General features: G+C 62.7%; 25 protein-coding genes. 20 read left to right on the top strand and 5 right to left on the bottom strand.

Annotation, left to right across the window (positions count from 1 at the left end; translation table 11 throughout):
* Positions 1–9 precede the first annotated feature (9 nt).
* From J2S32_RS12600 to J2S32_RS12525, 16 genes are read left to right on the top strand one after another with little or no spacing between them, the layout of a single operon-like run.
* The gene (locus tag J2S32_RS12600; RefSeq protein WP_006834209.1) at positions 10–579 is read left to right on the top strand and encodes a type IV conjugative transfer system protein TraE; all 570 of its coding nucleotides are present in this window, start codon (positions 10–12) and stop codon (positions 577–579) included.
* Positions 576–1,391: a type-F conjugative transfer system secretin TraK gene (locus J2S32_RS12595; protein ID WP_006834210.1), complete on the top strand. Its 816-nt coding sequence runs from the start codon at positions 576–578 to the stop codon at positions 1,389–1,391. Before J2S32_RS12600 ends, J2S32_RS12595 begins: the two co-directional genes overlap by 4 nt.
* Positions 1,391–2,707 carry a TraB/VirB10 family protein gene (locus J2S32_RS12590; protein WP_006834211.1) on the top strand — a complete coding sequence of 439 codons (1,317 nt, stop codon included), beginning with the start codon at positions 1,391–1,393 and terminating at the stop codon, positions 2,705–2,707. Before J2S32_RS12595 ends, J2S32_RS12590 begins: the two co-directional genes overlap by 1 nt.
* The gene (locus tag J2S32_RS12585; protein WP_050599561.1) at positions 2,704–3,576 is read left to right on the top strand and encodes a DsbC family protein; all 873 of its coding nucleotides are present in this window, start codon (positions 2,704–2,706) and stop codon (positions 3,574–3,576) included. The genes J2S32_RS12590 and J2S32_RS12585 overlap by 4 nt, the downstream gene beginning before the upstream one ends.
* Complete coding sequence (locus J2S32_RS12580) at positions 3,573–4,160, top strand: hypothetical protein (RefSeq protein WP_050599560.1); 588 nt, start codon at positions 3,573–3,575, stop codon at positions 4,158–4,160. The genes J2S32_RS12585 and J2S32_RS12580 overlap by 4 nt, the downstream gene beginning before the upstream one ends.
* A complete protein-coding gene (traC, locus tag J2S32_RS12575) occupies positions 4,157–6,700 on the top strand; it encodes a type IV secretion system protein TraC (protein ID WP_066284723.1) in 2,544 nt (847 codons plus the stop codon). Before J2S32_RS12580 ends, traC begins: the two co-directional genes overlap by 4 nt.
* On the top strand, positions 6,697–7,077 hold the full coding sequence (locus J2S32_RS12570) for a hypothetical protein (RefSeq protein ID WP_253521905.1): 381 nt from the start codon (positions 6,697–6,699) through the stop codon (positions 7,075–7,077). Before traC ends, J2S32_RS12570 begins: the two co-directional genes overlap by 4 nt.
* On the top strand, positions 7,070–7,456 hold the full coding sequence (locus J2S32_RS12565) for a type-F conjugative transfer system protein TrbI (protein ID WP_228135197.1): 387 nt from the start codon (positions 7,070–7,072) through the stop codon (positions 7,454–7,456). The genes J2S32_RS12570 and J2S32_RS12565 overlap by 8 nt, the downstream gene beginning before the upstream one ends.
* Positions 7,453–7,974: a S26 family signal peptidase gene (locus J2S32_RS12560; protein ID WP_050599556.1), complete on the top strand. Its 522-nt coding sequence runs from the start codon at positions 7,453–7,455 to the stop codon at positions 7,972–7,974. Before J2S32_RS12565 ends, J2S32_RS12560 begins: the two co-directional genes overlap by 4 nt.
* A complete protein-coding gene (traW, locus tag J2S32_RS12555) occupies positions 7,971–8,609 on the top strand; it encodes a type-F conjugative transfer system protein TraW (protein WP_082835680.1) in 639 nt (212 codons plus the stop codon). Before J2S32_RS12560 ends, traW begins: the two co-directional genes overlap by 4 nt.
* The gene (gene traU / locus J2S32_RS12550; protein ID WP_050599555.1) at positions 8,606–9,619 is read left to right on the top strand and encodes a conjugal transfer pilus assembly protein TraU; all 1,014 of its coding nucleotides are present in this window, start codon (positions 8,606–8,608) and stop codon (positions 9,617–9,619) included. The genes traW and traU overlap by 4 nt, the downstream gene beginning before the upstream one ends.
* Positions 9,616–10,368 (top strand): type-F conjugative transfer system pilin assembly protein TrbC, encoded by a 753-nt coding sequence (gene trbC / locus J2S32_RS12545; RefSeq protein WP_050599554.1) that lies wholly within the window; start codon positions 9,616–9,618, stop codon positions 10,366–10,368. Before traU ends, trbC begins: the two co-directional genes overlap by 4 nt.
* Complete coding sequence (locus J2S32_RS12540; protein WP_067695815.1) at positions 10,365–12,098, top strand: conjugal transfer protein TraN; 1,734 nt, start codon at positions 10,365–10,367, stop codon at positions 12,096–12,098. The genes trbC and J2S32_RS12540 overlap by 4 nt, the downstream gene beginning before the upstream one ends.
* The gene (locus tag J2S32_RS12535) at positions 12,095–12,925 is read left to right on the top strand and encodes a conjugal transfer protein TraF (RefSeq protein ID WP_230833605.1); all 831 of its coding nucleotides are present in this window, start codon (positions 12,095–12,097) and stop codon (positions 12,923–12,925) included. Before J2S32_RS12540 ends, J2S32_RS12535 begins: the two co-directional genes overlap by 4 nt.
* Positions 12,915–14,351 carry a conjugal transfer protein TraH gene (locus J2S32_RS12530; protein WP_160726843.1) on the top strand — a complete coding sequence of 479 codons (1,437 nt, stop codon included), beginning with the start codon at positions 12,915–12,917 and terminating at the stop codon, positions 14,349–14,351. Before J2S32_RS12535 ends, J2S32_RS12530 begins: the two co-directional genes overlap by 11 nt.
* 12 nt (positions 14,352–14,363) lie before the next feature.
* On the top strand, positions 14,364–17,075 hold the full coding sequence (locus tag J2S32_RS12525) for a conjugal transfer protein TraG N-terminal domain-containing protein (protein ID WP_253521903.1): 2,712 nt from the start codon (positions 14,364–14,366) through the stop codon (positions 17,073–17,075).
* Here the strand turns inward: J2S32_RS12525 and J2S32_RS12520 are convergent, their stop codons facing one another.
* Positions 17,076–17,279: a hypothetical protein gene (locus J2S32_RS12520; RefSeq protein WP_320181559.1), complete on the bottom strand. Its 204-nt coding sequence runs from the start codon at positions 17,277–17,279 to the stop codon at positions 17,076–17,078.
* 149 nt (positions 17,280–17,428) lie between these two features.
* Here J2S32_RS12520 and J2S32_RS12515 point away from each other — a divergent pair, with 149 nt between their 5' ends.
* The 4 genes from J2S32_RS12515 to J2S32_RS12500 all read left to right on the top strand — a co-directional run bounded on the left by J2S32_RS12515 (position 17,429) and on the right by J2S32_RS12500 (position 20,872).
* On the top strand, positions 17,429–17,788 hold the full coding sequence (locus tag J2S32_RS12515; protein WP_067695826.1) for a helix-turn-helix domain-containing protein: 360 nt from the start codon (positions 17,429–17,431) through the stop codon (positions 17,786–17,788).
* On the top strand, positions 17,785–19,083 hold the full coding sequence (locus tag J2S32_RS12510) for a type II toxin-antitoxin system HipA family toxin (protein ID WP_221601624.1): 1,299 nt from the start codon (positions 17,785–17,787) through the stop codon (positions 19,081–19,083). Before J2S32_RS12515 ends, J2S32_RS12510 begins: the two co-directional genes overlap by 4 nt.
* Before the next feature lie 114 nt (positions 19,084–19,197).
* Positions 19,198–20,430: a DNA (cytosine-5-)-methyltransferase gene (gene dcm, locus J2S32_RS12505; RefSeq protein WP_221601626.1), complete on the top strand. Its 1,233-nt coding sequence runs from the start codon at positions 19,198–19,200 to the stop codon at positions 20,428–20,430.
* Positions 20,431–20,461: 31 nt separating this feature from the next.
* Positions 20,462–20,872, top strand: a complete 411-nt coding sequence (locus tag J2S32_RS12500) for a very short patch repair endonuclease (protein WP_237487477.1) — start codon at positions 20,462–20,464, stop codon at positions 20,870–20,872.
* A gap of 24 nt (positions 20,873–20,896) precedes the next feature.
* Here the strand turns inward: J2S32_RS12500 and J2S32_RS12495 are convergent, their stop codons facing one another.
* From J2S32_RS12495 to J2S32_RS12480, 4 genes are all read right to left on the bottom strand, one after another.
* Positions 20,897–22,456 carry a hypothetical protein gene (locus J2S32_RS12495; protein WP_221601628.1) on the bottom strand — a complete coding sequence of 520 codons (1,560 nt, stop codon included), beginning with the start codon at positions 22,454–22,456 and terminating at the stop codon, positions 20,897–20,899.
* Positions 22,457–22,523: 67 nt separating this feature from the next.
* Entirely contained in the window at positions 22,524–22,958 is a 435-nt protein-coding gene (locus J2S32_RS12490) for an EcoRII N-terminal effector-binding domain-containing protein (RefSeq protein ID WP_221601630.1), read from the bottom strand.
* The gene (locus J2S32_RS12485) at positions 22,958–24,784 is read right to left on the bottom strand and encodes a DEAD/DEAH box helicase (protein ID WP_253521901.1); all 1,827 of its coding nucleotides are present in this window, start codon (positions 24,782–24,784) and stop codon (positions 22,958–22,960) included. The genes J2S32_RS12490 and J2S32_RS12485 overlap by 1 nt, the downstream gene beginning before the upstream one ends.
* Entirely contained in the window at positions 24,777–25,601 is an 825-nt protein-coding gene (locus J2S32_RS12480; protein ID WP_221601632.1) for an HNH endonuclease, read from the bottom strand. Before J2S32_RS12480 ends, J2S32_RS12485 begins: the two co-directional genes overlap by 8 nt.

The following is a 25,601-nucleotide window of genomic DNA, read 5'->3' as shown; positions in this document are numbered from 1 at the left end:
AGGCGAACCATGCGAGCAGAATTCGCGCACGAACAGGCGCAGACCTACCTGCGGCAACGCAACCGCTTTGCCGTGCTGGCAGGTGTCCTGGGCCTGACCACGCTGGTCAGCCTCGGCGCCGCGGTCACCCGCGACGAGCAGGTTGTGTTGGTGCCGATCACCTCAGAGCGGATCACCGTCTCGAGCGGCGGGATCGACGCGCCCTATCTCGAACTTGTCACCCGCGACACGGCACTGATGCTCCTCAACCGGGCGCCCGAAAGCCTCGATTACTGGATGACGAACATCCTGAAGCTCGCCGATCCCGCCGCGCACGGCCGCCTCAAGGCCGAGCTCGTCCAAATCGTCGAGGAACAGCGCGGCTCGGACATCAGCCAGGCCTTCGTGATCGCGGAAATGCACGTCGACCCCAAGGCCCTGACCTCGACCGTCACCGGCACGCTCAAGACCTTTGTCGGCACGCAGGTGATCGCGAGCCAGCGCCGCTCCTTCCGTTTCCGCTGGTCGAAGCGTGGCCTCAGCCTTGCGCTCGCCGGCTTTGAGCAACTTCCCACCGACAAGGAGGAACCCGGCCAATGAGCCTTCTCCCATCTCCCCTCGCTGCTGCGCTTGCCGGAACCGGCCTTGCCTGTTTCGCGATCGGCGCGACAAGGCGCCCCGATCCCGGGCTCAAGCTGACCGGCCTCGCCGTGCTTGCCTTCGCGCTCGCGCCGGTCCCGGCGTATGCCGACCAATTCGTCGAAGCGGCCGACAACGCGACCATCGACTGCGAGCTCGCTCGCGGCGAACTCACCCGGATCGCGCTTATCGATGACGGCTTTGCCAATGTCTCGAAGATCGCGAGCGGTTTTCCCTACAATGATTTCCAGGTGACGCACGAGCCAGTGCGCGGAGACATCTATATCTCCGTGCCCCCGCAATTTGCCGCTGCCCGGGTCAGCTTCTTTGCGACCAGCAAGGCGGGCTACGTCTACAAGTTCGCCTGCCGTCTCGGCGGCGAGGAAGCGACCCAGCTCTTCATCACCAATCCCGCGCTCGCTAAAGCCGCGGCCACCGAATGGGAGACCGAGACCGGTCCCGAGGACGCCGCGATCCGCCTGATCGAGGCGATGGCGAGCGATGCCGTCCTGCCCGGATTCACTGCCCGCGCCGAACTGTCGGCTCCGCGCCGTACCGGCGGGATCGAGGTCCAGCTGGTCGCCGAATACCAGGGCGATGAACTTACCGGACAGCGCTTCCTCGTGCGCAACCTCGGCCAGGAAAGCCTTGCGCTTGGCTCCGAGCGCGAAGGTGCCGCAGGCGCGCTCGCTTTTGCCTATGGCCGCGATGCACTCGCTCCCGGTGAAGCGACCAGTGCCTTCCTAGTCTTTGCCAAGGGAGGACTCGACTGATGGCCGAGGCACCACAGAAGGACGCCGGAAAGAGGCCTCTGCCGGGCTCGCCGGAAGCGCGAGAAAGCGGACGGCGCAACCTCAATTCGCAGATCGCACAGCGCCAGAAGATGCTGCTCGCCGGGATCGGGGCCATCGCGCTCATCGGCGGCGGCATGTTCATTTTCGGCGGCGACGGCGACGAGGCTGGCACCGATGCCAATGGTGCGGCGACAATCGACACCGGCGGCCTCGTCAATCGTAACCTCTCGCAGCGCGAGTTCGTCGCGAGCTACGGTAACCGGCTCGATGCACAGGGCCGCGCGATCAAGGATCTCCAGCAGGCCCAGCTGCCGCGCCCCGAGATCGAACAGGAGCTCGAAGCCCTGCGCAGCGAGAACGCGCAGATGCGCTCCGACGGCCAGGCGGCGATCGACGCGATCTCGGCCGAGAATGCCAATCTGCGATCACAGCTGAGCGAAGCTGCGAAGGCACCTGCCGCCGCGCCGCCACTGCCACCGCCACCTGCCTATGGACCCGGCGTCGGCACCGGCGGAGCTGTCCAGCCACCGCAAGGAGCGCCGGAAACGCAAGGCGGACAGCTCAGCCTGATGAGCTTCAGCGCGGAGACGGGCAAGGACGGCAAGCCGCGTGCGGCAGAGACTGCGCCAGCCTTGTTGCTCGAAGCGAGCCGCGATTACCTTCCGCCCAACAGCTACGCACCGGCAACGGTCATCGTGGGTGTCGATGCCTCGACCGGCGTTGCCAGCCAGAGCGATCCGCTTCCCGTGGTGCTCCGGATCACCGGTCCGGCCCGCTCGGTGATGCGCGGCAACAAACTGCTCACCACCGATATCACCGGCTGCCTCGTCAATGGCGCGGCGCGCGGCGATCTCTCGGCGGAGAAGGTCTACGTCAAGCTGGTGCGCATGACCTGCGCGCAACCCGGTGGGCGCTTCGCGGTGAGCGAGGTCAAGGGGTTCATCTCCTTCGCCGGAAAGTCGGGCGTGCGCGGCCGCGTGGTCAGCCGCGAAGGCAGCCTTGTCAGCCAGGCGCTGCTCGCCGGGATTGTGGGCGGCTTCGGCCGCGGATTTTCCGCCAACGCCAACGGCATTTTTACCGGCCAGGTCGGCGCCAACGGTCAGCGCGAGGCGCTGTCGCCGACCGACATCCTCGCCGGTGGCTTTGGCCAGGGTGCCGGCGAAGCCGCCGACACCGTCAGCCGATACCTCATCGAACGCGCCGAACAATACCAACCCGTCGTCGAGATGCCGACCGGCATCGAGGTCGAGATCGTCTTTCTCGACGGCGTCCACGTCAGGAGCCCCTCCAAATGAACTACAATGACTCGCCGCCAAGCCTGAAGGCGCGCGCCGCCCACCTTGCCCTTGCCCTCTCGAGCGCCGCCGCCGTGCTGACGCTCGGCGTCTCTGCCGTCACTGCGATGCCTGCGAGCGCCGCGGGCATGGCGAGCGATGTCGCGCAGGCGCTGAAACTGCGGCTGCCCAAGACCCCGATCGATGCGATCAGCTGCGACACGCTCGGGCCCTGGTGCGAAGTCGTCTCGGGTGACACGCTGTTCTACATCGACGAGACCGCCCGCTACCTGTTCGTAGGCCGTCTCTACGACATGGAAGAACGGCGCGACGTCACTGCCGCCCGCCTGCTCGAACTCAATCCCGATCTGCTCGCGGCCGGTGCGGCGCGCGTAGCCAGTGACGCGCCGGCGGGACGCGACGAAACGCCTGTCCAGGCGGCCGCCAACCATGTCGACCTCTCGTCGCTTCCGGCTGCCGGCGCGATCCACTGGGGCAACCTCAAGGGCGAACGCCTGGTCGTCTTCTCGGATTTCCAGTGCGGGTATTGCCAGCGCCTGACCGCCGAACTCGCCAAGGCCAAGGTTCATGTCGAAGAGCGACCGATCTCGATCTTCGGCGCGGCAAGCCGCAAGATTTCCGAGGCGGTGCTGTGCGCTAAGGATCCGGCAAAGGCACTCCATGCGGCCTATTCCGGCCAGGCTCTGGCGACTGATAAGACCTGCAAGGAGGCCAAGGCACTCGATGCCAACGAAGCCTTCGCGAAGGCCAACGGGTTTGCCGGAACTCCGGTCATCGTGCGCGCCCGCGATGGGGCGGTGCTTCATGGCTACCGCGATGCCGCGGCGATCCGCCGCTTCGTCGCCGAAGGCAAGGGAGTGGCGCAATGAGCCGGCTTCCAATCCTTCGCGCCATGGTGCTCGCTGCGCCGCTCCTCCTGGCCAGTGGCTGCGCCAGCCTCGGCGGCAACGTCAAAGGCAGCTTTGCCTGCCGGGCTCCGGAAGGGACCTGCGCGCCGACTTCCGCGATCGATGCCGGGGCGACCGGCATTGAAAAGGCTGACACGGTTGACGCGCATCGGACGGTGACCCCGACCGGCGAAGCGGTTCGTCGCCTGCTGGTCGTGCTGACAGGCTACCGTGACGCGGCGGGCCGCGACCATGAGGCGCGCGTCGTTCACCTGACGCTGCCCGAACAGGCAGGGACAGGCTGGCGCACGCCGCAGGGCCGCCGCGAAGTCCTGCGCTCGCTGGCATCGACTATTGCCGCGACGCGCGAGAGCAACCCCGCAACCGATTTCCAACCGCCAAAAATCCAAGAGGCAGACACATTGCCGGAACAGCTGTTCATCCCCTCGCAGCCCGTTCCGGCGATGCCCGGCGCTGACGCGCCGGAACCCGGGGGACCTGGCTCGTTTTCCCCTCCCCGCGAGCCGGTCCCCCAACCTGACATGACCGAAGGAGAGAGCCAGTGACGCTATCCCTTGCTGCCGCGCGCGACGCACTCTCGCGGGGCCTGTTTGCCGACACGGCTCGGCCCGAAAAGCCGCGGGCGCATTTCGGGCTCGATATGCTCTCGGACTGGCTGCCCTACCGGGTCTATGACGAGGGGGCGAAGCTCTACCGCAACGCCCGCTCCAAAGGCTTCGTGCTCGAAGTCACCCCGCTGATCGGGGCCGACGAACGGACCGGCGAGATCCTCGGTCAGTTCTTCTCCGAAGGCCTGCCGCAGGGCGCCTGCCTCCAGGTCCTGAACTTCGCATCTCCGCGGATCGGCAGCGTGGTCGGCCCCTGGTTCGCTCCGCGCTACGAGCAGGGCGGGATCTACGAGGCCATCGCCAGAGCGCGCACCAGGCGCCTTTACGATCTCGTCTGGAGCTCGGGCTCGGCGCATGCGCCGTTCCATGCTCGCAACGTCCGGCTGATCGTCTCGCTCGGCGTGCCGGTGCCCGGAAGCGTGACCGACGCGGAACTTTCGGAATGCCGCGAAGGGCTGATGGGCATGCTCCACTCGCTCGGACTGCACGCGCAGGAGCTGCGTCCGGGCGGCCTCTTGGCGCTGATCGACGAGCTCACCTCGCCGACTACCGCGCACGAGACCGATATCCATGCGTGGAACCCGCACGATACGCTTCAGTCCCAAGCGATCCGCCGCGACATCGAGCTCGAGGTCGGCGACGATCGCCTGATCCTCAGGACCGAGCGCTTTCGCGAGACGGGCCGCGACGAGGAGGGCAATCCTGAAGTCGGCGAATGCTATCCCGACCATTTCGATGTGCGGCACTATGCCGTGCGCTCTACCCCTGAGCGCTGGGCACCTTGGGAATGCGCGCGGCTCATCGGCGACATGTTCACCGACAAGCTGCGTTTCCCCTGTCCGACGGCAACCATGCTGTGCCTGGTCTACCCCGACCAGGAAGCTGCTTCGGCGCGCGCGGGCTTCAAGTTCATGCGCACGACCAGTCTCAGCCAGACCAAGAGCGCGCGTTTCTTGCCCAAGCTTGCCGAACAGTCGGCCGAGTGGCGCCACGTCCAGGCCGAACTCCAGGCTGGCAAGAAGCTCGTGAAGCTGTTCTACGGGCTCACCAGCATCTCGCCGCTCGGCCAGGGCGACGCGCATGAACGCATCATCAAGGCGATCTACAAGGCGGCGGGCTGGGACCTTGCCGACGAGCGCTTCCTCCAGCTCCAAGGCCTCGTCGCTGCCTTTCCCCTGTGCCTCGCCGATGGCCTCGCCGACGACATGGCGCGGTTGAAGCGTCTCAAGACCATGCTCTCGACGACAGCGGCACATATCGCGCCGATGCAGGGCGAATATCTCGGCGGCGTAATCCCGCACCTCCTGCTCGTTGGCCGCCGCGGCCAGCCCTTCTGGTGGTCGCCATTCGAGAACGGTGCCGGCAACCACAATATCGCGATCTGCGGCAAGTCGGGTTCGGGCAAGTCGGTGCTGCTGCAGGAACTCTGCGCCGCCCTGCGCGGCGCCGGTGCCAAGGTCGTGGTGATCGACGACGGCCGCAGCTTCGAGCATTCGGTCAAACTGCAGGGCGGACGCTTCGTTGAGTTCACGCTCGCCTCGGGCTTTTCCCTGAACCCCTTCTCGATGGTCGACGATGCCCGCGCACACGAAGACGAGGACTACCGCCTCGACTGCTTCGCCATGATCAAGGCAATCATTGGCCAGATGGCGCGTCCCGGCACCGCGCCGAGCGATACCGAGCGCGGGCTCATCGATCGGGCCGTGACCGCGACCTGGGAGGCACTCGGCAGCGGCGCATCGGTCGACGATGTCGCGCATGCGCTCCATGGATCGGAAAGCGAGGCGGGCCGCGATCTCGCCACCGCGATCGCGCCCTTCTGCCGCGGCGGCAGCTACGGCGGGTTCTTTGCAGGCAAGGCGAGCTTCGCGCTCGACGATGATTTTACCGTCTTCGAGATGAGCGATCTCGCAAGCCGCGAGGAACTGCGCAGCGTCGTCCTTTCGGCGATCATGTTCATGACCAGCCAGGCGATGACCCGCTCGTCGCGAGCAACCAAGAAGCTGCTGCTGATCGACGAGGCCTGGGCCATGCTCAAGGGCGGGTCGATGGGCGAGTTCGTCGAAACCTATGCCCGCACTGCCCGCAAGTACGGCGGCGCGCTCGCCACCGCGACCCAGTCCCTCAATGATTATTACAAGTCCGACGGCGCGCGCGCCGCGCTCGAGAATAGCGACTGGATGCTGGTACTTCAGCAGAAGGCCGAGACGATCGCCGATTTCAGGGCGAACGCGCGGCTCGACATGGACGACCGCACCGAGACGCTGATCCGCAGCCTCAAGCGTTCGGGGACCGAGTACAGCGAGGTCTTCATCAAAGGCCCCGAGACCGAGGCGGTCGGTCGGCTCGTGCTCGATCCCTTCTCGGCGACGATCTACTCCTCCGATCCCGACACCTATGCGGCGATCCAGGACTGCGAGCGGCGCGGGCACAGCCTCGCCGATGCCATCCGGATCGTGGCGGGAGGCGGACAATGATGGTCTCGCATCTCGTCGACCGGACCCCTCCGGCCAATCTCCGCAGCCTGCTGCCGTTCCTGCAAGGGAGCTGTTTCGTCCTCATCGAGACCGCGCGCTTTGCCGCGACTTCACTGCTGATCGTGCTGGGATTGCCGCTCGCGCTGTTCCTGTTCGTTGCGGGCTGGGACCTTGGCGGCCTCTTCACCCAGCTCGCCAATCTGTCGGACCGATATCTCGAAGCCGACGGGCTGCGCCGCAGCCTGTTCAGCCAGGACCTCAAGGGCTGCTTCCTCGCCCTCGCTGGCGCTGTGACGCTGTTTCGCATGCCCCGCTTCCTGAGGCGGCTTGCGGCCGATCTCGACTACCATCCGGCCCGGGAGGCTAAACGTGACTGAGACGCGCAGACTACCATCCTTCAATCGCCCGCTGTTGCTGAGAATTCTCGGCGTGCTCGCGCTCGTGGTCGCATTACTCTGGGCAGCCTGGGTCAGCCGCGAACTGTCCGAGCCGCGCCAGCAGATCGTCACCGTCCGGCTTGCCGAGACCATCGCCGCATTCGTCGATGCCGAAGCGCGCGCAGAGCAGGATCCCGAAGCCAGCCAGGCGCGCGTGCTCGCCTTCCTTCAGGCGTCCGAGCGCGCTGTTGCGGAAATGGGGGCCGATGGCCGCGTGGTGCTGGTCGGCGAAGCAGTGCTCGCGGGCGATGCCCCCGATGCTACCGATGAACTGCGCGTGCGGATCGCTCGCCAGCTTGGGCAGGGAGGCGGCCAGTGACGCGCTTTGCCTCTCGTTTTGTCCGCACGCTCAAACGACCGCTCGTCCTGACCGGTCTGGTGCTGCTGCCACTTGGATGGGGCGCGGTCGACGCCTTCGCGAAAGACCATGCCTTCCTCATCAATGCCAGCCCGAGCCTGCCCAACTGGGCCTTCTGGCTCGACAAGCATGCGCGGATCGAGCGCGGCAGCCTGATCTTCTTCGAGCCGCCGGCGAGCAGACTCGTCGAAGCGCATTTCGGAGAAGGCGCGCAGCTCTTCGGCAAGCGGGTGTTGGGCGTGCCGGGCGATGTCGTGAGCCACCGTGGCCACGAGGTCTTCATCAACGGCCGCAAGATCGCCGCGCGGCTCGATGAGACCCGTCTCGGCATTGCGCTTCACAAGGGCCCCGAAGGCCCGATCCCCGACGGCTGCTTCTACACCGGGACCAGCCATCAGCGCGGCCTCGACAGCCGCTACGCCGAGATCGGCTTCGTCTGCCGCGGCCAGATCCTGGGCAGCGGGAGGGCGATCCTGTGAGCAAGCTCATCCTCCCTGCGGCCCTACTTGCAGTCCTGCTCTGCCCTGCCGAGGTGCTGGCGCGCGACTATGGCCAGCGCGGCACGGTGTTTCCCGTGATCGAGCGCGACCTCCTCGAGCAGATTCATTCGCGCCTGACGCAGATGGAACGTTCGGGGGAGACCGCGCGGCTCAATGAAGACCTGAAGCGCCGCACGATCGCGCGCGTGAACCGGCCCGACCCCGTCGCCGGAATCGTCCGGGCCAGCGAAGCCCGTCGCTGGCAATTTGATCCGACGATCACGCTCGCTGCCGATATCCGCGGGGCAAAAGGCGAGCTGATCCATGCCGCTGGCACGAGGGTCAATCCGCTCGACAGCGTGCAGCTACGCGCCGAACTTCTCTTCCTCGACGGCGACGATCCCGACCAGCTCGCCTGGGCGCTCAAGCAGGCCGCCAATGCCAAGCTGATCCTGGTGAAGGGTGCGCCGCTCGAGCTGATGAAGGCCCGCCAGCGCCGCTTCTATTTCGACCAGGGCGGCAAGCTCACGGAGAGGTTCGGGATCAGATCGGTGCCCGCACGCGTGCGCCAGCAGGGCCGCCTGCTCGAGATCAGCGAAATCGCGCTGCCACCGAAAAGGAGGACGGCCCAATGACGCACTTAAGAAAGCTGGCGCTCATGCTGGCCGCCATTCTTGGTCTCGCCACTGCAACGCCCGCGATGGCCGATGCCGGTCCGGGACGCTGCACCGGAAGCTTTGTCAACCCGATCACCGACATCTGCTGGTCGTGCCTGTTCCCGATCTCGATCGGCGGGCTGGACATCTGGCCCTCGAGCCGGCCCGATCCCGATAACCCCGACCTGCCGGTGTGCCTGTGCGGTCTGAGGCCCGGAATTGCGATGGGCTTCTGGGAGCCCGTGCGGCTTGCCGATGTCAGCATGAAGCCGTGGTGCTTCGTGAACCTCGGCGGCATGAAGCTCGATCCCGGCTTCGATATCGGCTTCCGCTCGATCTCGGGTCCATCAGCAGTGGGCGGCGCGAGCCAGTATTATTCGAGCTGGCACGTCCACTGGTATGCCTATCCGCTGATCTACTGGATGGAGATCGTCGCCGATTTTCTGTGCCTGGAATCGGGCTCGATCGACATCCTCTACATCTCCGAGATCGATCCGCTGTGGCAGGATTCCGAGCTCACCGCGATCATCAACCCCGAGGCCGTGCTCTTCGCCAACCCGCTGGCGCTCGCTGCCTGTGCGGCCGACTGCGTCGCCTCGACCGCGAAGCTGCCGATCGACGAGATGTTCTGGTGCGCGGGCTGCCAGGGGTCGATGTACCCGATGAACGGCAATGTCTCGGCCAGCATAGGCCACGTCCAGGCCTCGCGCCTCGTGCTTTCGCGCTTTGCCTACAAGCTCCACCGCGAACTCGTCTCGTGGGGGACGATGGGGTCCAAGGGCCTGTGCGGCAAATATTTGATGCCGGTGATGCGCAAGCAACAATACCGCTTCCAGGCCACCAACCCCAACCCGGCGACTTCGGGCCGTTACGCCTGCCCGCCCATCGGCGCCTCCACCACCTTTCAATCGGCCGGACAGGTCATTCCCGCCATCGGCGAAGACATGGGATACCTCGTCTGGCGCAAGCGGAACTGCTGCGCGCTATGAACAAGCACCTCCTCCTTTTGCCCGTCGGCCTTGCCGTCACTCTCGGTGGCCTCGCTCTCGCCCAGAGCGCGCCCGAAGGCATCGACCTTGAAGCGATCCGCGAGCGTGCGGCCGAACACGCCGACGATGCGCAGGCGCTCAGCACCAATGTCCGCCAACGCGCCGAGGCGCTGACCGAGGACGCACAGGCTATCCAGGCGCAAGCGCAGGCCAATCGCGCAGCCTATGCGGACAGCATCAAGGCAACCGAGACCGACGCCGTCCTCGACTTCGACGCCATGATCGCAGGGCAAGCCGCCGCAGAGAAGGCATCGCTCGGGGGAACCCCGCGCTTCATTGCCTTTGCCAGCCTGTCGATGCCGCCCGAAGCGCTGAAAGCACTGGTCCACGACATGACCAGGGCGGGAGGCGTCACCGTGCTGCGCGGCTTCCCGCAAGGTAACAGCGAGGCATTCAAGAAGCGGCTCGCCGCCATCTGGAGCACCCGAGACGCGGCCGGTTCGCTCGGCATCGATCCAAGGCTGTTCCGCGCCTTCAACATCGAAGCTGCACCGAGCTTCATTATGCTGAGCACCGAGTTCAGTCCCTGCGACGGGTTCGATTGCACCAGCGAGGTGCCGCCGCACGACCGCATCGCCGGCAACATTAGCGTGGGCGAAGTCCTCGAGACCTTTGCCTCGGGCAAGGGTCCGGGCGCCGAACTTGCCCGCCTCCATCTGCGCCAGCTCTCCAGGGAGGAACGGCCATGACCGCCAAAACCCTCGCCCATCTCCTTGTGGCACTCGTCACCCTCACAAGCGCGGCTTCCATTCAGGCTCAGACCCGCGATGCGGCAAGGGCTGACGGGAAGTACTTTGCCACCGAGCTGCTGGGCGAAGCGCGCGAGGCAGCAACGACCAATCCCGACGCAGCACGCGTTCCCAATTTCGATCCGCAAGCGACGCGCGATCTGCAGGATCTTGCGCGCGATCCCGACCAGATCGAGACCCGCGCCCGCAGCGCCGCTACGACCAGCACGCCGATGCGGACGATCCGCGACAGCATGGCCAATCGCGCACGGTTCGAGCCGAACGAGATCGAGGACGTGATCGCGCGCAGCCTCGCCATCAACGAGACGCCGCTCGACTACACCAGCGGCATGGCAATTTCGGGCAGCCAGGGATCCTGCGTTCCGCTGCCGCCCGGTTCGGGCGCGGCGGGCACATATACCGCGACCTGCAATACGGGCACACGGATCGATCAGTCGGTTGGCCAATGCGCGGTACCACTCGTCGTCAGGGTCAGCCAGCAACCGCAGTATCATTACCTTTGCAGCCCATTGGGCAGCTTCAACCTATCAGGTGAGCCGGACTGCGAAGAGTTTTCGGGCGCTCTTTGCCGGGTGACCGGGCACCGCGATGGTCCTTGCTTGCAGTGGGGTTGGTCCGGTGGTCGCAAGTGGTGCACCGAGCCGGGCGATCCGCTTACCGAGCTGACCTGCGACGAACAGGTCGCAGGTCAGACGCCCTACCGCATTGCCAACGCTACCACCGTTACCACGACCCCGGACGAAAGCCAGTGCACAGGTTTTGCGGACAATAGCGATTGCACGCTGGACGCAGAGATCTGCACCGATACCGATCCGCAGACCCGCGTGGTCGATGGCGTCTCTGTCACAAAGCCCTGCTGGGAATGGCAGAGGAGCTACACCTGCATCGCGCGCGAAGCGGCGACCGATTGCTCCGACATCGAAAGCCAGGGCAGCTGTCGCTTTGTTCGCGAGGAATGCCTCACCGACGAAGACCCCTGCGAGACCTGGGAGCGCATCTACGAGTGCCCGCTTCCCGGGACCGACAGCTCCACCCAGTATGTCTGCGACGGCGATGTCTATTGCATCGACGGCAGCTGCGAGACGATCCAGCGCACCGCGAACGACGAGTTCAAGGATGCCGTCACCGCGCTCCATGCGATGGACGAGGCCCGCGGGCAGTTCGATCCCGAGACGCTGACGCTGTTCCGCGGCACGCGCAACACCTGCTCGTCCAAGGTCTTCGGCGTGCTCAACTGCTGCAAGGGCAAGGGTTTCCCGCTCATCCCCGGCATCAGCCTGCTGGTCGCGCTCGGCTGCAACCGCGAGGAAGTTCTGCTCCACGAACGCGATGCGCAGGGGCTGTGCGCCTACGTGGGGACCTATTGTTCGGACAAGTTCCTCGGCGTCTGCCTGACCAAGAAGAAGGTCTACTGCTGCTTCGAGAGCAAGCTCTCGCGGATCCTGCAGGAACAGGGTCGCCGCCAGCTGCGCAAGCCCTGGGACAAGCCCAAGGAAGAGCAGTGCGAGGGGTTCACGCTCGACGAGTTCGCCCGGCTCGACCTCAGCCAGATGGATTTCAGCGAAGTCTATGCCGAGTTCACCGAGGCTGCACGGCTCCCCGACGAGCTCGAGACCAGCATCCTCATCCAGCAGAAAATCGAAGATTATTACGCAAGGAGTGGCCAATGACGCGCCGCCAATCACTGCCGATGCTGGCCCTCCCAGCACTGGCCATGATTCTCGCTGCACTGCTCCCCGTTCGGGCAGCCGCCCAGGAAGCGCGCCAGGCAAAGCCAGCTGCTTCGGCAGACAGCCTCTACTGCGAGCAGCGCAGGCTCGGCTACTGGTTCTATTGCGTAAAGCCGGTGCCGGCAGACGAGCCGCAGATGGCGCAGCCACCAGCCCAGGTGACCGCCACGCAGGAGCTGGACGCGGTCACGGGGGAACTGCGCGAACTCAAGGCGCGCGCGATCCTCTATCCGACGCCGGAAAACGTCACCGCCTATATCCGCTTCCAGCGTGCCCAGCTCGACCGGGCTTCGCTGTTCTCCGATGTCTGGCAACGCGCGATTTGGCAGGATCCCGAGCTCGACTACACGCTCGAACGACCGGTCGGCGCACTCGCCAAGAAGCAATGGCAGGACGCGCGCGCTGCCGACCGCGACGCGGTGATGGCCAGGCTCTCCGAACGCTATGGACTGTTCTACTTCTTCGCCCAGACCTGCGGCGCCTGCGAAGTGATGAGCCCGATCGTGCGCTCGGTGGCGGACCGCTGGCATATCACGGTCCGGGCGATCTCGACCGATGGCGGGCCGTCCAGGCACTTCCCCGACTACAAGGTCGAAAGCGGCCAGCGGCCCCGCATGGGGCTCGAACCCGGCATCACCCCGGCGCTCGTGCTTTGGGACAGCGTGGCCAGGCGCCCGATCCCGATCGGATACGGCGTGCTCTCGGCCGACGAGCTGCAGGACCGCATCTACCTCCTCACCTCGAAGGAAGCCGGACATGATTACTAGCATCCGCAATGCGGCGCTCACCATAGCTGCCGCCAGCATGGTCGCGTCCCCCGTCGCCGCAAACGTCGGCGACAGCATGGACCGCTTCATGGACGACATGGGCGCTGCGGCCAATGTCACCGGGCCGAGCGCATTCGAAGGACAGTCGGCGGGCTATTACAGCCTCGGCAATGTCTGGACGCGCTTCCCGCAGAAGACGACCAGCATCGCCAACCTCCAGCTGCCGCGTGCCCGCGCAGGTTGCGGCGGCATCGATATCTTCGCCGGGTCCTTCTCCTTCATCAACGCGAGCGAGATGGTCGCGCTGTTGAAGGCCGTCGCGAACAATGCGGTGGGGTTCGCCTTCAGCCTCGCGATCGATACCGTCTGCCCCGAGTGCTCAAAGATCATGCAGGAGTTCAGCCAGAAGGCGCAGCTCATGAACAATCTCTCGATCAACTCCTGCGAGATGGCGCAGGGGCTGGTCGGCGGCGTCTGGCCCAAGGGCGATCTCGCCGACAAGGCGATCTGCGAAGCGATCGGCAATTCCGAAGGTATCTTCACCGACTATGCTGCCGCCAAACACGGTTGCGGCACCAGGGGTCAGCGCGCCTCGACCAATGAGAGCGCCGGCGCCGACTATGCCGACGTCAATCCCGGTGTACCGCGCAATTACACCTGGCATGTCCTCAAGCAGAGCGCCTTCTTCAACCCTGGTGGCACCTTCGACCGCGACCTCGCCGAGTATGCGATGACGCTCATCGGCACGGTGATCTACGTGCCGCCCCGCGATGACGAACCAGGCAAGTTCGTGCCTTTCGCAGGCGATGCCTCCTCGACGCTGGTGACCGCGCTGCTCGACGGGACGCAAGGCCAGTCGGTGCGGGTGTTCCAGTGTGACGAGCCCGACCAGTGCCTCAACCCCACTTTCCAGCAGATGAGCCTCACGAGCGCGAAGGCCATCCGGCCCCGCGTTGCCCAGCTCATCGGCAGCATGGTCGAGGCCATCCGCAGCGACACAGCGATCGGCGACGAGGAGAAGGAGCTGCTCCAGGTGGCATCGGTGCCGCTCTACAAGATCCTCACCGTGCAGGCGGCCTATGGACGCGGGATGGCAACCGACGACCGCGACACGCTGGCCGAGATCGCCAGCATCGATCTTCTCTATGCCATCCTCGAACGCATCACAGCCGAGGCCGGACGCTCGATGGCGAGCTTCATTGCGGCCGATGAAGCGAAACTCGCGATCTGGCGCGCTCAGGTCGCGGAAGTCCGGTCAAGCCTCGCCCAGAGGCAAGCGACCGGACAGGCGCGGGTCTCCGCGATCATGCAGATCATCGAGAAGACCGCGATGATCGAGAACATGCTCGCCGCCTCGATGTCGCCATCGATGGCCGCCGCGCTCGACTGGTCGCGCGGGATGCAGTCCCGCTCCATCGTTCCATAAGGGTGAGGCAGCATGGTCGAGATTTTCACGGTCGGCGGCGGCGAGTATATCGTCAATGTCCTCAATGCCGTTGCCGCCTGGACCGGAGCGGGCGGCTACAAGAGCCTGATTCAGGTCGCGCTGGTGATGGGCATGGTGCTCGCGGTCATCGTGGTCGCGTTCAACCAGGACTGGCGCGCATGGCTCAACTGGTTCCTCGGTGCGACGCTCATCTACATGTGTCTGATGGTGCCGCGCATGGACGTCCATGTGACAGACCGGGTCAATCCAAGCCTTGCACCGGCAACGGTGGCCAATGTTCCGCTCGGGCTCGCCCTGATGGCAAGTTTCACCAGCCAGGCGGGGGACTATCTGACCCGCTCGGCCGAGCTCGTCTTCGGCTTGCCGGACGACCTCAACTACTCGAAGAACGGCATGATCTATGGCGCGCGGCTGCTTGAATCGACGCGGAGCTTGCGCATTTCCGATCCGGAGTTTGCTGCGAACTTCGACGAGCATGTCAGGCAATGCGTGTTCTACGATCTGCTGCTCGGCCGCTACTCGATGAAGGAGCTGTCCGAGAGCGATGATATCTGGGCGACGATCGCACCCGGCAGCGCGGCGCGCGCGCAGAAATTCCTGACCCGGCAGGCCGACGACAGCGTGACGGCCTCGATCATCACCTGCCGCGAAGCCTACACCGCGCTTTCGGGGCGATGGGCGAGCCTCATTGACGAGATGACGCTTGTCGCGGGACGCCAACTCTATCCGCGCCAGACCGAAGCGCTCGCCAAGGCCAAGCTCATGGCCGACCTCCCGATTGCCTATCAGTATCTTACCGGCATCTCGCGCAGCGCGAGCGACATTTTCCGCCAGCTGTTGACGATCAATGCCATGAACCAGGCCATGCACGGCTTTGCAGGGGCGAGCGGCACCGGCAGTATTGACGTCTTCGCGCAGACCCGGGCCGATATTCAGACCGAGCGGACCTATTCTTCGATCGCGCACAACGCGATGAAATGGGTCCCAATCCTCAATGTCGTACTGACGGTGGTGTTCTACGCGCTGTTCCCTGTCCTGTTTCCGCTGTTCCTGATGCCGCGGACCGGACCCATTGCATTGAGAGGTTACGTCACCGGCTTCTTCTATCTTGCGGCGTGGGGACCGCTCTTCGTCATCCTGCACATGATCCTGATGTTCAAAGGCGCGGGCGATGTCGCCGCCGCTGGCGGCAGCACGGGCCTCAGCCTCGCGACCTTTGCTGGCATGAGCGACGTCAACAGCGATATCGGCATCTTGGCAGGCTATCTTGTCGCCTCGATCCCGTTCCTTGCCGGCGGCGTGGCGCGTGGTGCGCTGGCGATTTCGGGCCAGGCAACGAGCTATCTCAACCCGAGCCAGAATGCAGCCGAGGAAGCCTCGCGCGAAGCGAGCACCGGCAACGTCTCACTCGGCAACTCGAGCATCGACAATTCGACAGTGTTTTCCCGCCAGTTTGCGCAGGGCAATCTTGCCCCCAACATTGCCTATGGCGCGGCACAGACGCGGGGATTCAGCGACAGCGGCACGCAGACGACCAGCTTCCCCGATGGCGAGTTCGCTGCAGTCCCGAATTCAAGCTATCCGTTCACGCCGACGCTCGGGCAGGACTTCACGGGCCGCCTAGGAACGATGGCGAGCCAGAGCCGGACGCAGAGCGAGACCTATGCCAACCTCGCCCAGCAATCGACGAGCTCTGCGCTCACCCGGTTCAGCGAGATCCGCAACGCCTACAGCCAGGGTCAGAGCTCCGATACTGTCAGCGGCGTTGGTACGAACGACAGCATCGGCACGGCATTCAGCGAAGTCGACAATGCCTCGAGGACGCTCCAGCAGCAGTTCGGCCTGTCCCGGCGCGCGTCAGACGACATTACTATTTCTTGGTTCCTCAACGGCGAAGCAGGAGCCGGAGCAAAGGCCGAAGGTGGAGTACTAAACGCGCAGGCGGGCGTCCGCGGTGGCCGAAATCAGTCGTGGACCGACAGCGATATCGGGATCGCCTCGGAAGATCGCGGCAGGATAATGGGTACGCTGCGGCAGCTTTCGGATAGCCGCAACTGGTCGAACACGCGTGAAGGCTTCCTGCGCGAGACGAGTTCGAGTTCGGTATCGCAGGTGTCAACCAGCTCGTCGGGTCTCAGCCGATCGCTGACCGAAGCCGAAAGCTACACACGAGAGGCGCGTCGGGCCGAAGAGGTGGCCAGCCGCCTCGAGAACCAGGCCAGTTGGTACGAGGCCAATAGTGCCGCAGGCACGCTAAACCTGAGCCAGGCTTATCGCGAATGGGGCATGGCCGAGATCGAAGCCAATCGCGACTATTACGGGCCGGTGCGCTTCGACGACATCGAGTTCCAGATGAGCGCGCGCGGCCAACAACTGCAATCGCGGTTTGTCGAGAGCTATGCTGATCGCCTACAAGACGACATCGAAGCCGACCTTTCGCTGCCGGACTTCGCTCCTGTCAGCCGCCCCGGGATCGGAAGTGCTGGGCAGGTACGCGCAAGAGGAGCCGTGGGCTCTGCGGGTGGTCCCTCAATGCCCGATGCTCCTGATCGGTCTGACATCACGGATGAGGTCGAGCGGGTGCGCCGACAGGGTCGTGGCAGGATCGGAACCGTGCGAACTTATCTTGATCGCCAAACGGAAGGCGCCACGGGCGCGAGTGAGGAAGCTGCAGACGACGTCAAAGAATGGGGCAATAGATAGCTACAGCACGAAATCCTGCAGGATGACGAACACCGCAAATGCGACGACGACCAGCCCAAGTAGCCAGAGTCCGCGTCGTTCCCAAGGATCTGCTAGAGCCTTCTTCCAGCTGTATTCCATGCGCCGATTTTCGGAGATGGCACGGTCGATCTCTCGCAGGCCCTTCCAGTCCGTCTGGTCGTTTTGCTCCTTCTCGTCATCCATTTCCATCACTCCGACCTAAATAAAGTAGCAAATTTGATGCATTATCGGGCATAAGCCAATTTACGTCTCGATATTGACACATTAAATATCATCACGTAAAGACGCAAAATCGCTACACAAAGCTCCATAACGGAGATAATGTCTCGATAATGCCACATTATGATTCACCAGATCTGCGTCCGCTCTCGGTGCTGCTATCCGACCTCGGGAAGCAGATCGAAGCATATCGCATATCACGCAATCTCAAGCAGGCCGAGCTTGCGGAAATGGCAGGTATCTCGCGTTCAACGCTCGCCCGCCTGGAAGCCGGTAATGGCGGGACCATCGATAGCCTCGCCAGGATAATGCGTGCGCTCGACATTGAAGACCGCCTGCTGGATGTCATGCCGGACGCCAAGCTGAGACCGCTCGATCCCCGGTCCGACACCGGCAAGGCGCGGCAAAGGGTGCGCAAGTCTTCTGAAGGTGAGGCTGGCGAGGAATGGAGCTGGGGTGACGAGGCCCCATGACGCGTGCGGTAGTCAATCTCTGGGGTCGTCAGATCGGCGCCGTCCTGTGGGATGAAGATCGCGATGTCGGGGTTTTCGAATACACTCCGGAATTCAGTCGCAGCGGCATCGAAGTCGCTCCGCTCACAATGCCATTACGAAGCGGCGTCTACGATTTTCCCGCGCTGAATTACGAGACCTTTAAAGGGCTACCGGGCATGCTGGCAGACAGCCTGCCCGACAAGTTTGGTAACGCGCTGATCAATCGCTGGCTTGCCGAGCAAGGCCGCACAGCCGACAGCTTCGATCCGGTCGAGCGCCTTTGTTATACCGGTCGCCGAGGCATGGGTGCGCTCGAATTCGAGCCCGCTACCGGTGAGCGCCGTGAACAGGGCCGGCCGGTCGATATCGCCCCGCTGGTCGAGCTCGCCAACAGAGTCATTGCCGCGCGTGAAGAACTGGCCGGTGTGCTCAAGGGAGAGGATGATCACCGCGCACTCCAAGAGATCCTGCGCGTCGGAACCTCCGCCGGTGGCGCCCGGGCCAAGGCCGTCCTCGCCTGGAACGAGGCGACCGGAGAGTTCCATTCAGGGCAGCTGACTGCAGGGCCCGGCTACACGCAATGGCTGGTCAAGTTCGACGGCGTGTCGGGCAATGCCGACAAGGAACTTGCCGACCCAATGGGCTTCGGCCGGCTTGAATACGCTTGCTATCTGCTAGCCCGAGAGGCTGCCATCGACATGGCTCGCTCACGACTGCACGAGGAAGGCGGGAGGGCGCATTTCATGACCCAGCGCTTTGATCGCACGCCTGACGGCAAGAAGCTCCACATGCAGTCGCTTTGCGCGATGCGCCATTTCGATTTCAACCTCGCCCGGGCCTATAGCTACGAGCAGGCAATCGAGACCATCCGCATGCTCGGTCTCGGACGCGAAGCGATCAAGGAGCAGGTGCGCCGCGCGCTGCTCAATGTCTTTATCCGTAACCAAGACGACCACACCAAGAACATCGCCTTCCTGATGGATAGCTCGGGTCGCTGGAGCCTCTCGCCCGCATACGATGTCGTCTACGCCTACAATCCCAAGGGGGATTGGACCAACGAGCACCAGATGTCGCTGGCTGGCAAGACCGACGACTTTGAACTCGACGATCTGCTGGAATTCGGACGGTTTGCTGACCTGAAACCTACTGAGACCAAGTCGATCATCGAAACGATCCGGGCCGCAGTCGGTAACTGGGACAGGCACTGCAATACCGCCGGAGTGGAAGCCGACATGGCACGGAAGGCTAGGCGCGGATTCCGTGATATCGGCTGAGAAGCCGGCAGACCGGGCGATCGCCTACAGCGGTTTGTTGAAACTAAAATCTCTGCCCTTGCCCGTGGGGAATTTTCATGACATCCCGTCGCTACAACTACCCGAGGCAGACATATGCAATCTGAGTTCCGAATTCTACGCTGCCGTGCCGGACTCTCGACCGAGGAACTCGCAGAAAAACTTGGCTACTCCGAACGGGAGATTTTCCGCTGGGAGTCCGGAAAGATCAGACCTCGCAAAGTTGTGCTCGACTGGCTGCGTGAGCGCGCTGATACAGTCCCGACACACACAAATGCGAAGGGGTTCACATTCATTGACCTCTTTGCCGGCATAGGAGGACTACGCCGGGCTTTTGACGGCATAGGCGGCCGCTGCGTATTCACGTCTGAATGGGACAAATATGCACAGCTTACTTATCACACCAACTATCCGGACAACCGCCCGATCGCCGGCGATATTACCAAAGTCCCCGTCGATGAGATTCCTGAGCATGATGTTCTGCTCGCAGGCTTTCCTTGTCAGCCATTCTCAATCGCCGGGGTGTCAAAAAAGAATGCGCTGGGCCGGAAACATGGGTTCCTTGACGAAGCTCAGGGAACGCTGTTCTTCGATGTTGCACGGATCCTGAAGGCTCACAGACCAAGCGCATTCCTGCTCGAGAACGTGAAGAATCTGAAAAGCCACGACAAAGGCCGGACCTTCGAGGTCATCCGCAAAATTTTGGAGAAAGACCTCGGATACGAGCTCCATGTTCGCGTTCTAAACGCACGTCATTTTCTTCCCCAGAACCGTGAACGGATCGTGCTCGTTGGCTTCCGCGAAAAAAGTGGATTCGACTGGGCGGACTTGAAGCTTCCGGTTGAAGGCGAAGCGCGGATGCGATCGGTACTGCATCCCGAGAACGGCGGCGAAACTGCAGAATCGCACTATACAGAGGGAGAACTTGCGAGGGTCAATGCCAAGTATACCCTGAGCAATCACCTCTGGAAATATCTCCGAGATTACTCAGCCAAGCATCGTGCAGCAGGCAATGGCTTTGGCTATGGCCTGGTAGGCCCGGACGACACCTGCAGAACGCTCTCAGCGCGCTATTACAAGGATGGGTCTGAAATTCTTGTACAGCAAAAGGGACGCAAGAATCCCCGACGGCTTACCCCGAGGGAATGCGCAAGGCTGATGGGTTTTCCCGACACATTCCGGATCCCTGTTTCCGATACGCAGGCGTATAAGCAGTTCGGTAACTCGGTGGCAGTGCCGGTGTTTAGCGAGGTCGCAAGGATCATGCGTCCGCATATAACCCGGGAAGCAGCCCCGAACGATGAGGTGGCTGTCCGGGAGTATGCCTGACGTCCATGATCCCACGACAAGAAGCCGTAACATGGCGGCTATAAGGGGAAGGGACACGAAGCCTGAACTTCAGATTCGAAGTGGCCTTCACCGGCTAGGTTATCGCTTCAGGGTCAACCGGAAGGATCTGCCCGGCAAGCCCGACATCGTACTCAGCCGGTTTCATGCGGTTATCTTTGTGCACGGCTGCTTCTGGCATGGTCATGACTGCCATTTGTTCCGGCTTCCAGAGACACGCACCGAATTCTGGGCGGCGAAGATCGGCGCCAATCAAGAGCGGGACAAGGTTGTCAGATCAGCGCTGCTTTCGGAAGGATGGCGCATTGCCACCGTCTGGGAATGCGCGCTCAAGGGAAAGAATAGGATTGAACCGACAGCACTTCTGACGCGGCTGACATCTTGGCTCAGGGGTGATGAGCTATCGCTCGAAATCAGAGGCTAGGATGTAGAATCCATGTGCGCCTCGTCAATGCACCCGCCGGAAGCCACGGAGCCGGATCCTTCCGGCAGGTAACTGAGGGTCCGGATAAATGATCGGGCTCACGACGGGAGCTTTGCTGATGGATCTTTTCGAGCGCCTGTCGGTCGGATAGCCGCTCAGCACTGCCCAGATCGTTGGTGCTGCTTTGCCGATGTCGCGCACCGTCAGTCGCCATTTCCAGGCAAGATTCTCCGAGAATTCTCCGTAGTTGTCCCGGGCACTTTCGTAGCTGGCCCGGGCTTCGTCCCAGTATTCCAGCCAGAGGTCATCCAGCCATACAGGCAGCTTGCTGAAATCGTGACCGATCAGCACTCCATTCAGAAAACTCAGAAACACCGTTTCTTCGCGTTTGACCGTGGGCAGATGGGTATCGAGGGCGTCGGCGACAGCCTGCAGTGTCATCTGGCTCCCAAGAGTGCGGCTCGTCCTGAGACGGTAAATTTCGGACGCCCGCTTCGTAACGCGGCACACAGATAGCAAGTCACAGACGGTGTCACGAAGTGTGGCGACGAACTCAGCGGCATTGACCGTTGGCGAGGCTGGCAGACAGCTCAGTGCGTTGGCTGTCCGGTATGACCGCCAATCGATCAGACCATCATCACGGAGGCAGGAGGCCAGCTGATTTGCATGCATCGCAGCCACCTCGGCCGCCTTTCCTCCCCTTGCCCCTAGGCTGCCGGCGCGCAACCTCGCGACGATATCCCCTACAGTTTCCGATCCGGCTTCAGCCAGACGCTCAACGTATCTGCCCAGTCTGAGTCGGTTCAGTGGGAGTCCGAGCACTTCCCGCCTCAGATCGCCGAAGAGCCGGGGATCGACGCGGCTTGCTGCCCGGAATTCCCCGGACATCTGCGGTTCGCCGGTGACTATCGCAAGGATGATGGGGAGCTGTGCTATGACCGCGTGATTGGGAACCTCCCATTCAGCGGAGAGGGCTTCTACGAAATCTGTGAACTCGATTTCCTCAAGGTGGGAAAGACGGTCAGCAGCCCGTTTCCACCAGACCGAAAACTCCGGACGGAAATGTATTCCCAGCGTTCCATATGTCTCGTTGAGTAGCCCGCCTGTCAGCTGCCCCAGCAGCTTCTTCTCCTTCTGCCGGATCCTTTCGCGGGTGACCGGAGGGCTGGTTGTCGCAGCTATTTCATCGAGCGTCTTCTGCCGTTCCGGCGGCTGACAGATGCGTTCGCGAAGAATTGCTGAAAAGGTTTCGTCTGCGAGATTGTCGGCGACCTCTGCGAGAAAGTCCGGAAGCGAAGCCAGAAAGTCTTTGCCCGAACGCGGCCGGCCCTCATGCGGCAGGAGAGGGATACGCGTCGTTTCGCAATACCTGTCCCAATCAGTGCCCGTCTCAGCATCCGAAGCATCAATCAGCGCTTGCCGGTTTTCACTGAGCAGATCGGCGGTGCGCCAGCCAACTGTGGGAATCCGGATGATCTGCTCCCGGCTTACGCTGGCGAGATCACCGACGGTGCGAAAACCAGCCCTCTCCAGCGTTGCAGTCTTCACACCAAGGTGAAGCACGCCGATAGGGAGATCATCCACCAGTTCAGGTTGCCGGATGCTACCCCGGTGACGCGCGCCCGGCGGATCTATCGGCTCTCCGGTTTCTCTAATGTACACGGCGCCAGCCTTTCAGGCGGACCCTCACCGGTGCACCTGCCTCCTCGCCCTGAGGCGACTCATCCTTCCGGACCGACACAGAATAGGTTAGACTTCCCGGGGATCCGGTAAGCACGAGTACATCGCCTTCTGTCGCCCCGACAGCGCGGAAGAACTTGGTCATATGAGTGATGCGGTACTCGTCCCTTGTCCCGCCTTCATCATGAAGCCTGTTGTTGTAGTAAATATAGCGGAAGCGCCAGGTCACCCCCGTTTCGTCCGTCATCTCCAGCCACGCATCGGGGTTCTTCTGCGCTGGATCGAGAAACGGAAGCAGCGCAATCAGATCAGTCTGTGATTTCGGTATGTGTATGCCGGCCTGATGACCTCCGGTTTCTCCGGTGTCGTTTGCCGTCAGCGGCTTCTCATAAGTCTGACTGCTCATCAATTTTCTCCGCCGGGCCGGATGGAAAGAGCCCGCCTCAGATCATCGGCATCACGTGTTGATACCGGGACTGCTTCGTTGCCAAGCTCGCGGCGCCACTGGGATCGGTCAATCATCACCCGTTCGACAGTGTCCTCGTAAAACAGCCGGTAGATATAAACCGGCTCGGTCTGCCCGCGCCGGTGCGCGCGGGCACTTGCCTGGGATTCAAGTGCAGGGTTCCATGCTTGGGTGAAATGAATGACTATAGTTGCAGCGGTTATATTGAGTCCCGCTCCTGCCGCCTTTGGATTGAGTACAAGGCAGCCCGGCCCATCGTGGCCAGAGAATGCGTCAACGATTGCCTGCCGCTCTTCCTGCGGCGTGGACCCATTGATCGCCCCCCAGTATGCATCCGGCAGCCGACCCTGTGCTGCCTCACGGATAATCTCGCCACAGCGATTAAAAATTGCGAAGAGCAGAACCTTTCGTCCGCTCCTGAACGCCTCTTCGAGAATGGCGATTGCGCGCTCCACCTTCGGTGTGACGAGCGGCATTCCGGCTGACGGATCGATCCCCGCGTCCTGATCCCTGTCGGGATCGCCTGATCCCTGCAGCCAGGGATGGGCACAGAAGAGCTGCAACTGACCTGTCGCGACCAGATTACCTGCCACAGGGTACTTCTCAAGCGTCTCGGCGAGCACTTCATCATAACGCCGGGAAAGCTCGTCACCGAGTTCGAGTGGCAGATCGATATCGATGCGCTCCGGAAGATCGCCGGCGACGTCCCTCACTTTTCGGCAGAGAACGACAGGATCGGTCAGGCGAGCCAGATTCTTTGCCGATTCCTCGGAGTCAGGATGATCGGCTTCAAAGTCCTCCCGGCTTCCCAGCAATCCAGGTATCGCGAGATCAGCAAGCGACCAGAGATCCAGGAGCGACGTCTCGACCGGCGTCCCCGTCATCGGAATGGTACGCTGCCTGGGAATCCTCCCGACTGCCTGCCTGCGCCCGGAATCGGGGTTTTTCAAAGCCTGCGCTTCATCACAAATCAGCCATGACCAGGGCATTCCTGCAAAAATGGATATGTCGTTGACCACAGTGTCGTAGGTTGAAAGCACGACCTGCGCCCGCTGCAGACCCGCGGTGATGCCGGTTCTGTTGTGTCCGCGGTGGATGAGAACAGAAAGCTCGGGCGCAAACTTCATTATCTCTTTCCGCCAGTTGGCGATCAGGCTCGTCGGGCAGATAATGAGGGCTGGTCGTGAGGTTTCCGGTTTTTCGCAGAGCAGCAGGGCAATGATCTGGATGGTCTTTCCGAGCCCCATCTCGTCAGCGAGAATGAGGCCGCCGGTATGCCGTATGGTCTGGTCCATCCATGCTACGCCCTGAGCCTGATACGGGAACAGAGTCGCATGCAGACCCGGAATGTCCTGATCCGGGCGCAGGTCGGCAGCAGCCGATTGCGCTGAGTGGAAGACGCTCTCTTCAGCTATGACAGGTATGTCGGGATTACCCAGCCGGACAAGACGCACCACATCGGGAAAGCTGAGCGTTTTCGGCAGCTGTCCGCCCAGCATCTGCCGGACTATGGCCGGCGTATTGTGAGGAAGTGGGCGGATCACATTTCCGTCGGCGACCCAGTTGTAGTCCGGGCCGGGCGCGTCCCAGACTTTCTTTTCCCCCCGCACAGTTTTGGTGCCAGCAACGTGGAGCGCAAAACCAGCACCCTCTTTCCGGATCCGGATTTCCGGCTGCACAACTCTTGACGACAACTCCCAGCCCTGGGGAGGTGCCGCTGTAATCTGCCTGAAATCGGCAGGAAGTGATGCTGATCCGTCAGTCATTGCCCAGCTTGGCCCTGAGTTCTGCGGGCGTCCAAGGGACCGGGCGTCTTGTATGTACCGCGCGATGGCAGTTCGGGCAAAGTGGTATCAGGTCAGTTGCCGGATCGTATGGTCTGGGCTCGCCGGCAAGCGAAAGCGGCTGCAGGTGATGAACTTCAATAATACCGCCAGCATCGCCATAAAGATCGCCAGGAATAAGACTGCATACCATGCAGGCTGCCCCGTGGATACGCAGGCAGAGCAGACGATTGCGTGGATTTCGTTCGCGTCGGCGTACGACGGTCAGTTTGACAGCGCCTTCAGTCAGCGCTTCCTGCTCGGTCGGTGTACTTTCCTCGATCGGATCGTATCCATAAAGCTCTGCCATTGCGGCAAGAACCGGAATGACGAGCTCCCGGCAGGTCGCTGCAACGGAGTCATCGTCAAACCGGCTCTCGATACCGCGCTTCTCTGCGATGATCGTGAAACTGCCATTGTCGATCATCCAGTCATCGGTAGTCTGATTGTTACCGATTTTTAGATCCGCGCTCGACGCTACTGAAGCGACGAGTGCCCTTGCAAGCTGGACTTCTTCTGCGCTTGCCTGCCGCATCTGCCGGATCGTATCGGCTGCGAAATTGCCGAATGCCAACTTCGCTTCGAAGCGGCGCAGACCGGTCGGCCGAAGAGTGACCATCGGGCTGTGAGAGCGCTCAAGGTCTGCAAACCAGAGCCTGATTGCTGTCTGCACTCCGGACCTGTCTTCCTCCAGACAGATTGCAGCGCCGGTTCCCTCCTCAACTTCCCGGCGGATCAGGGCCTGCTTCTCGGCAAGCAT

Origin of the sequence: Qipengyuania citrea (assembly GCF_024171405.1) — a bacterium.
Lineage (GTDB): Bacteria > Pseudomonadota > Alphaproteobacteria > Sphingomonadales > Sphingomonadaceae > Qipengyuania > Qipengyuania profunda.
Note: the sequence above shows the minus strand (reverse complement) of the source record. Positions and strands in the feature narration are given on the sequence as shown.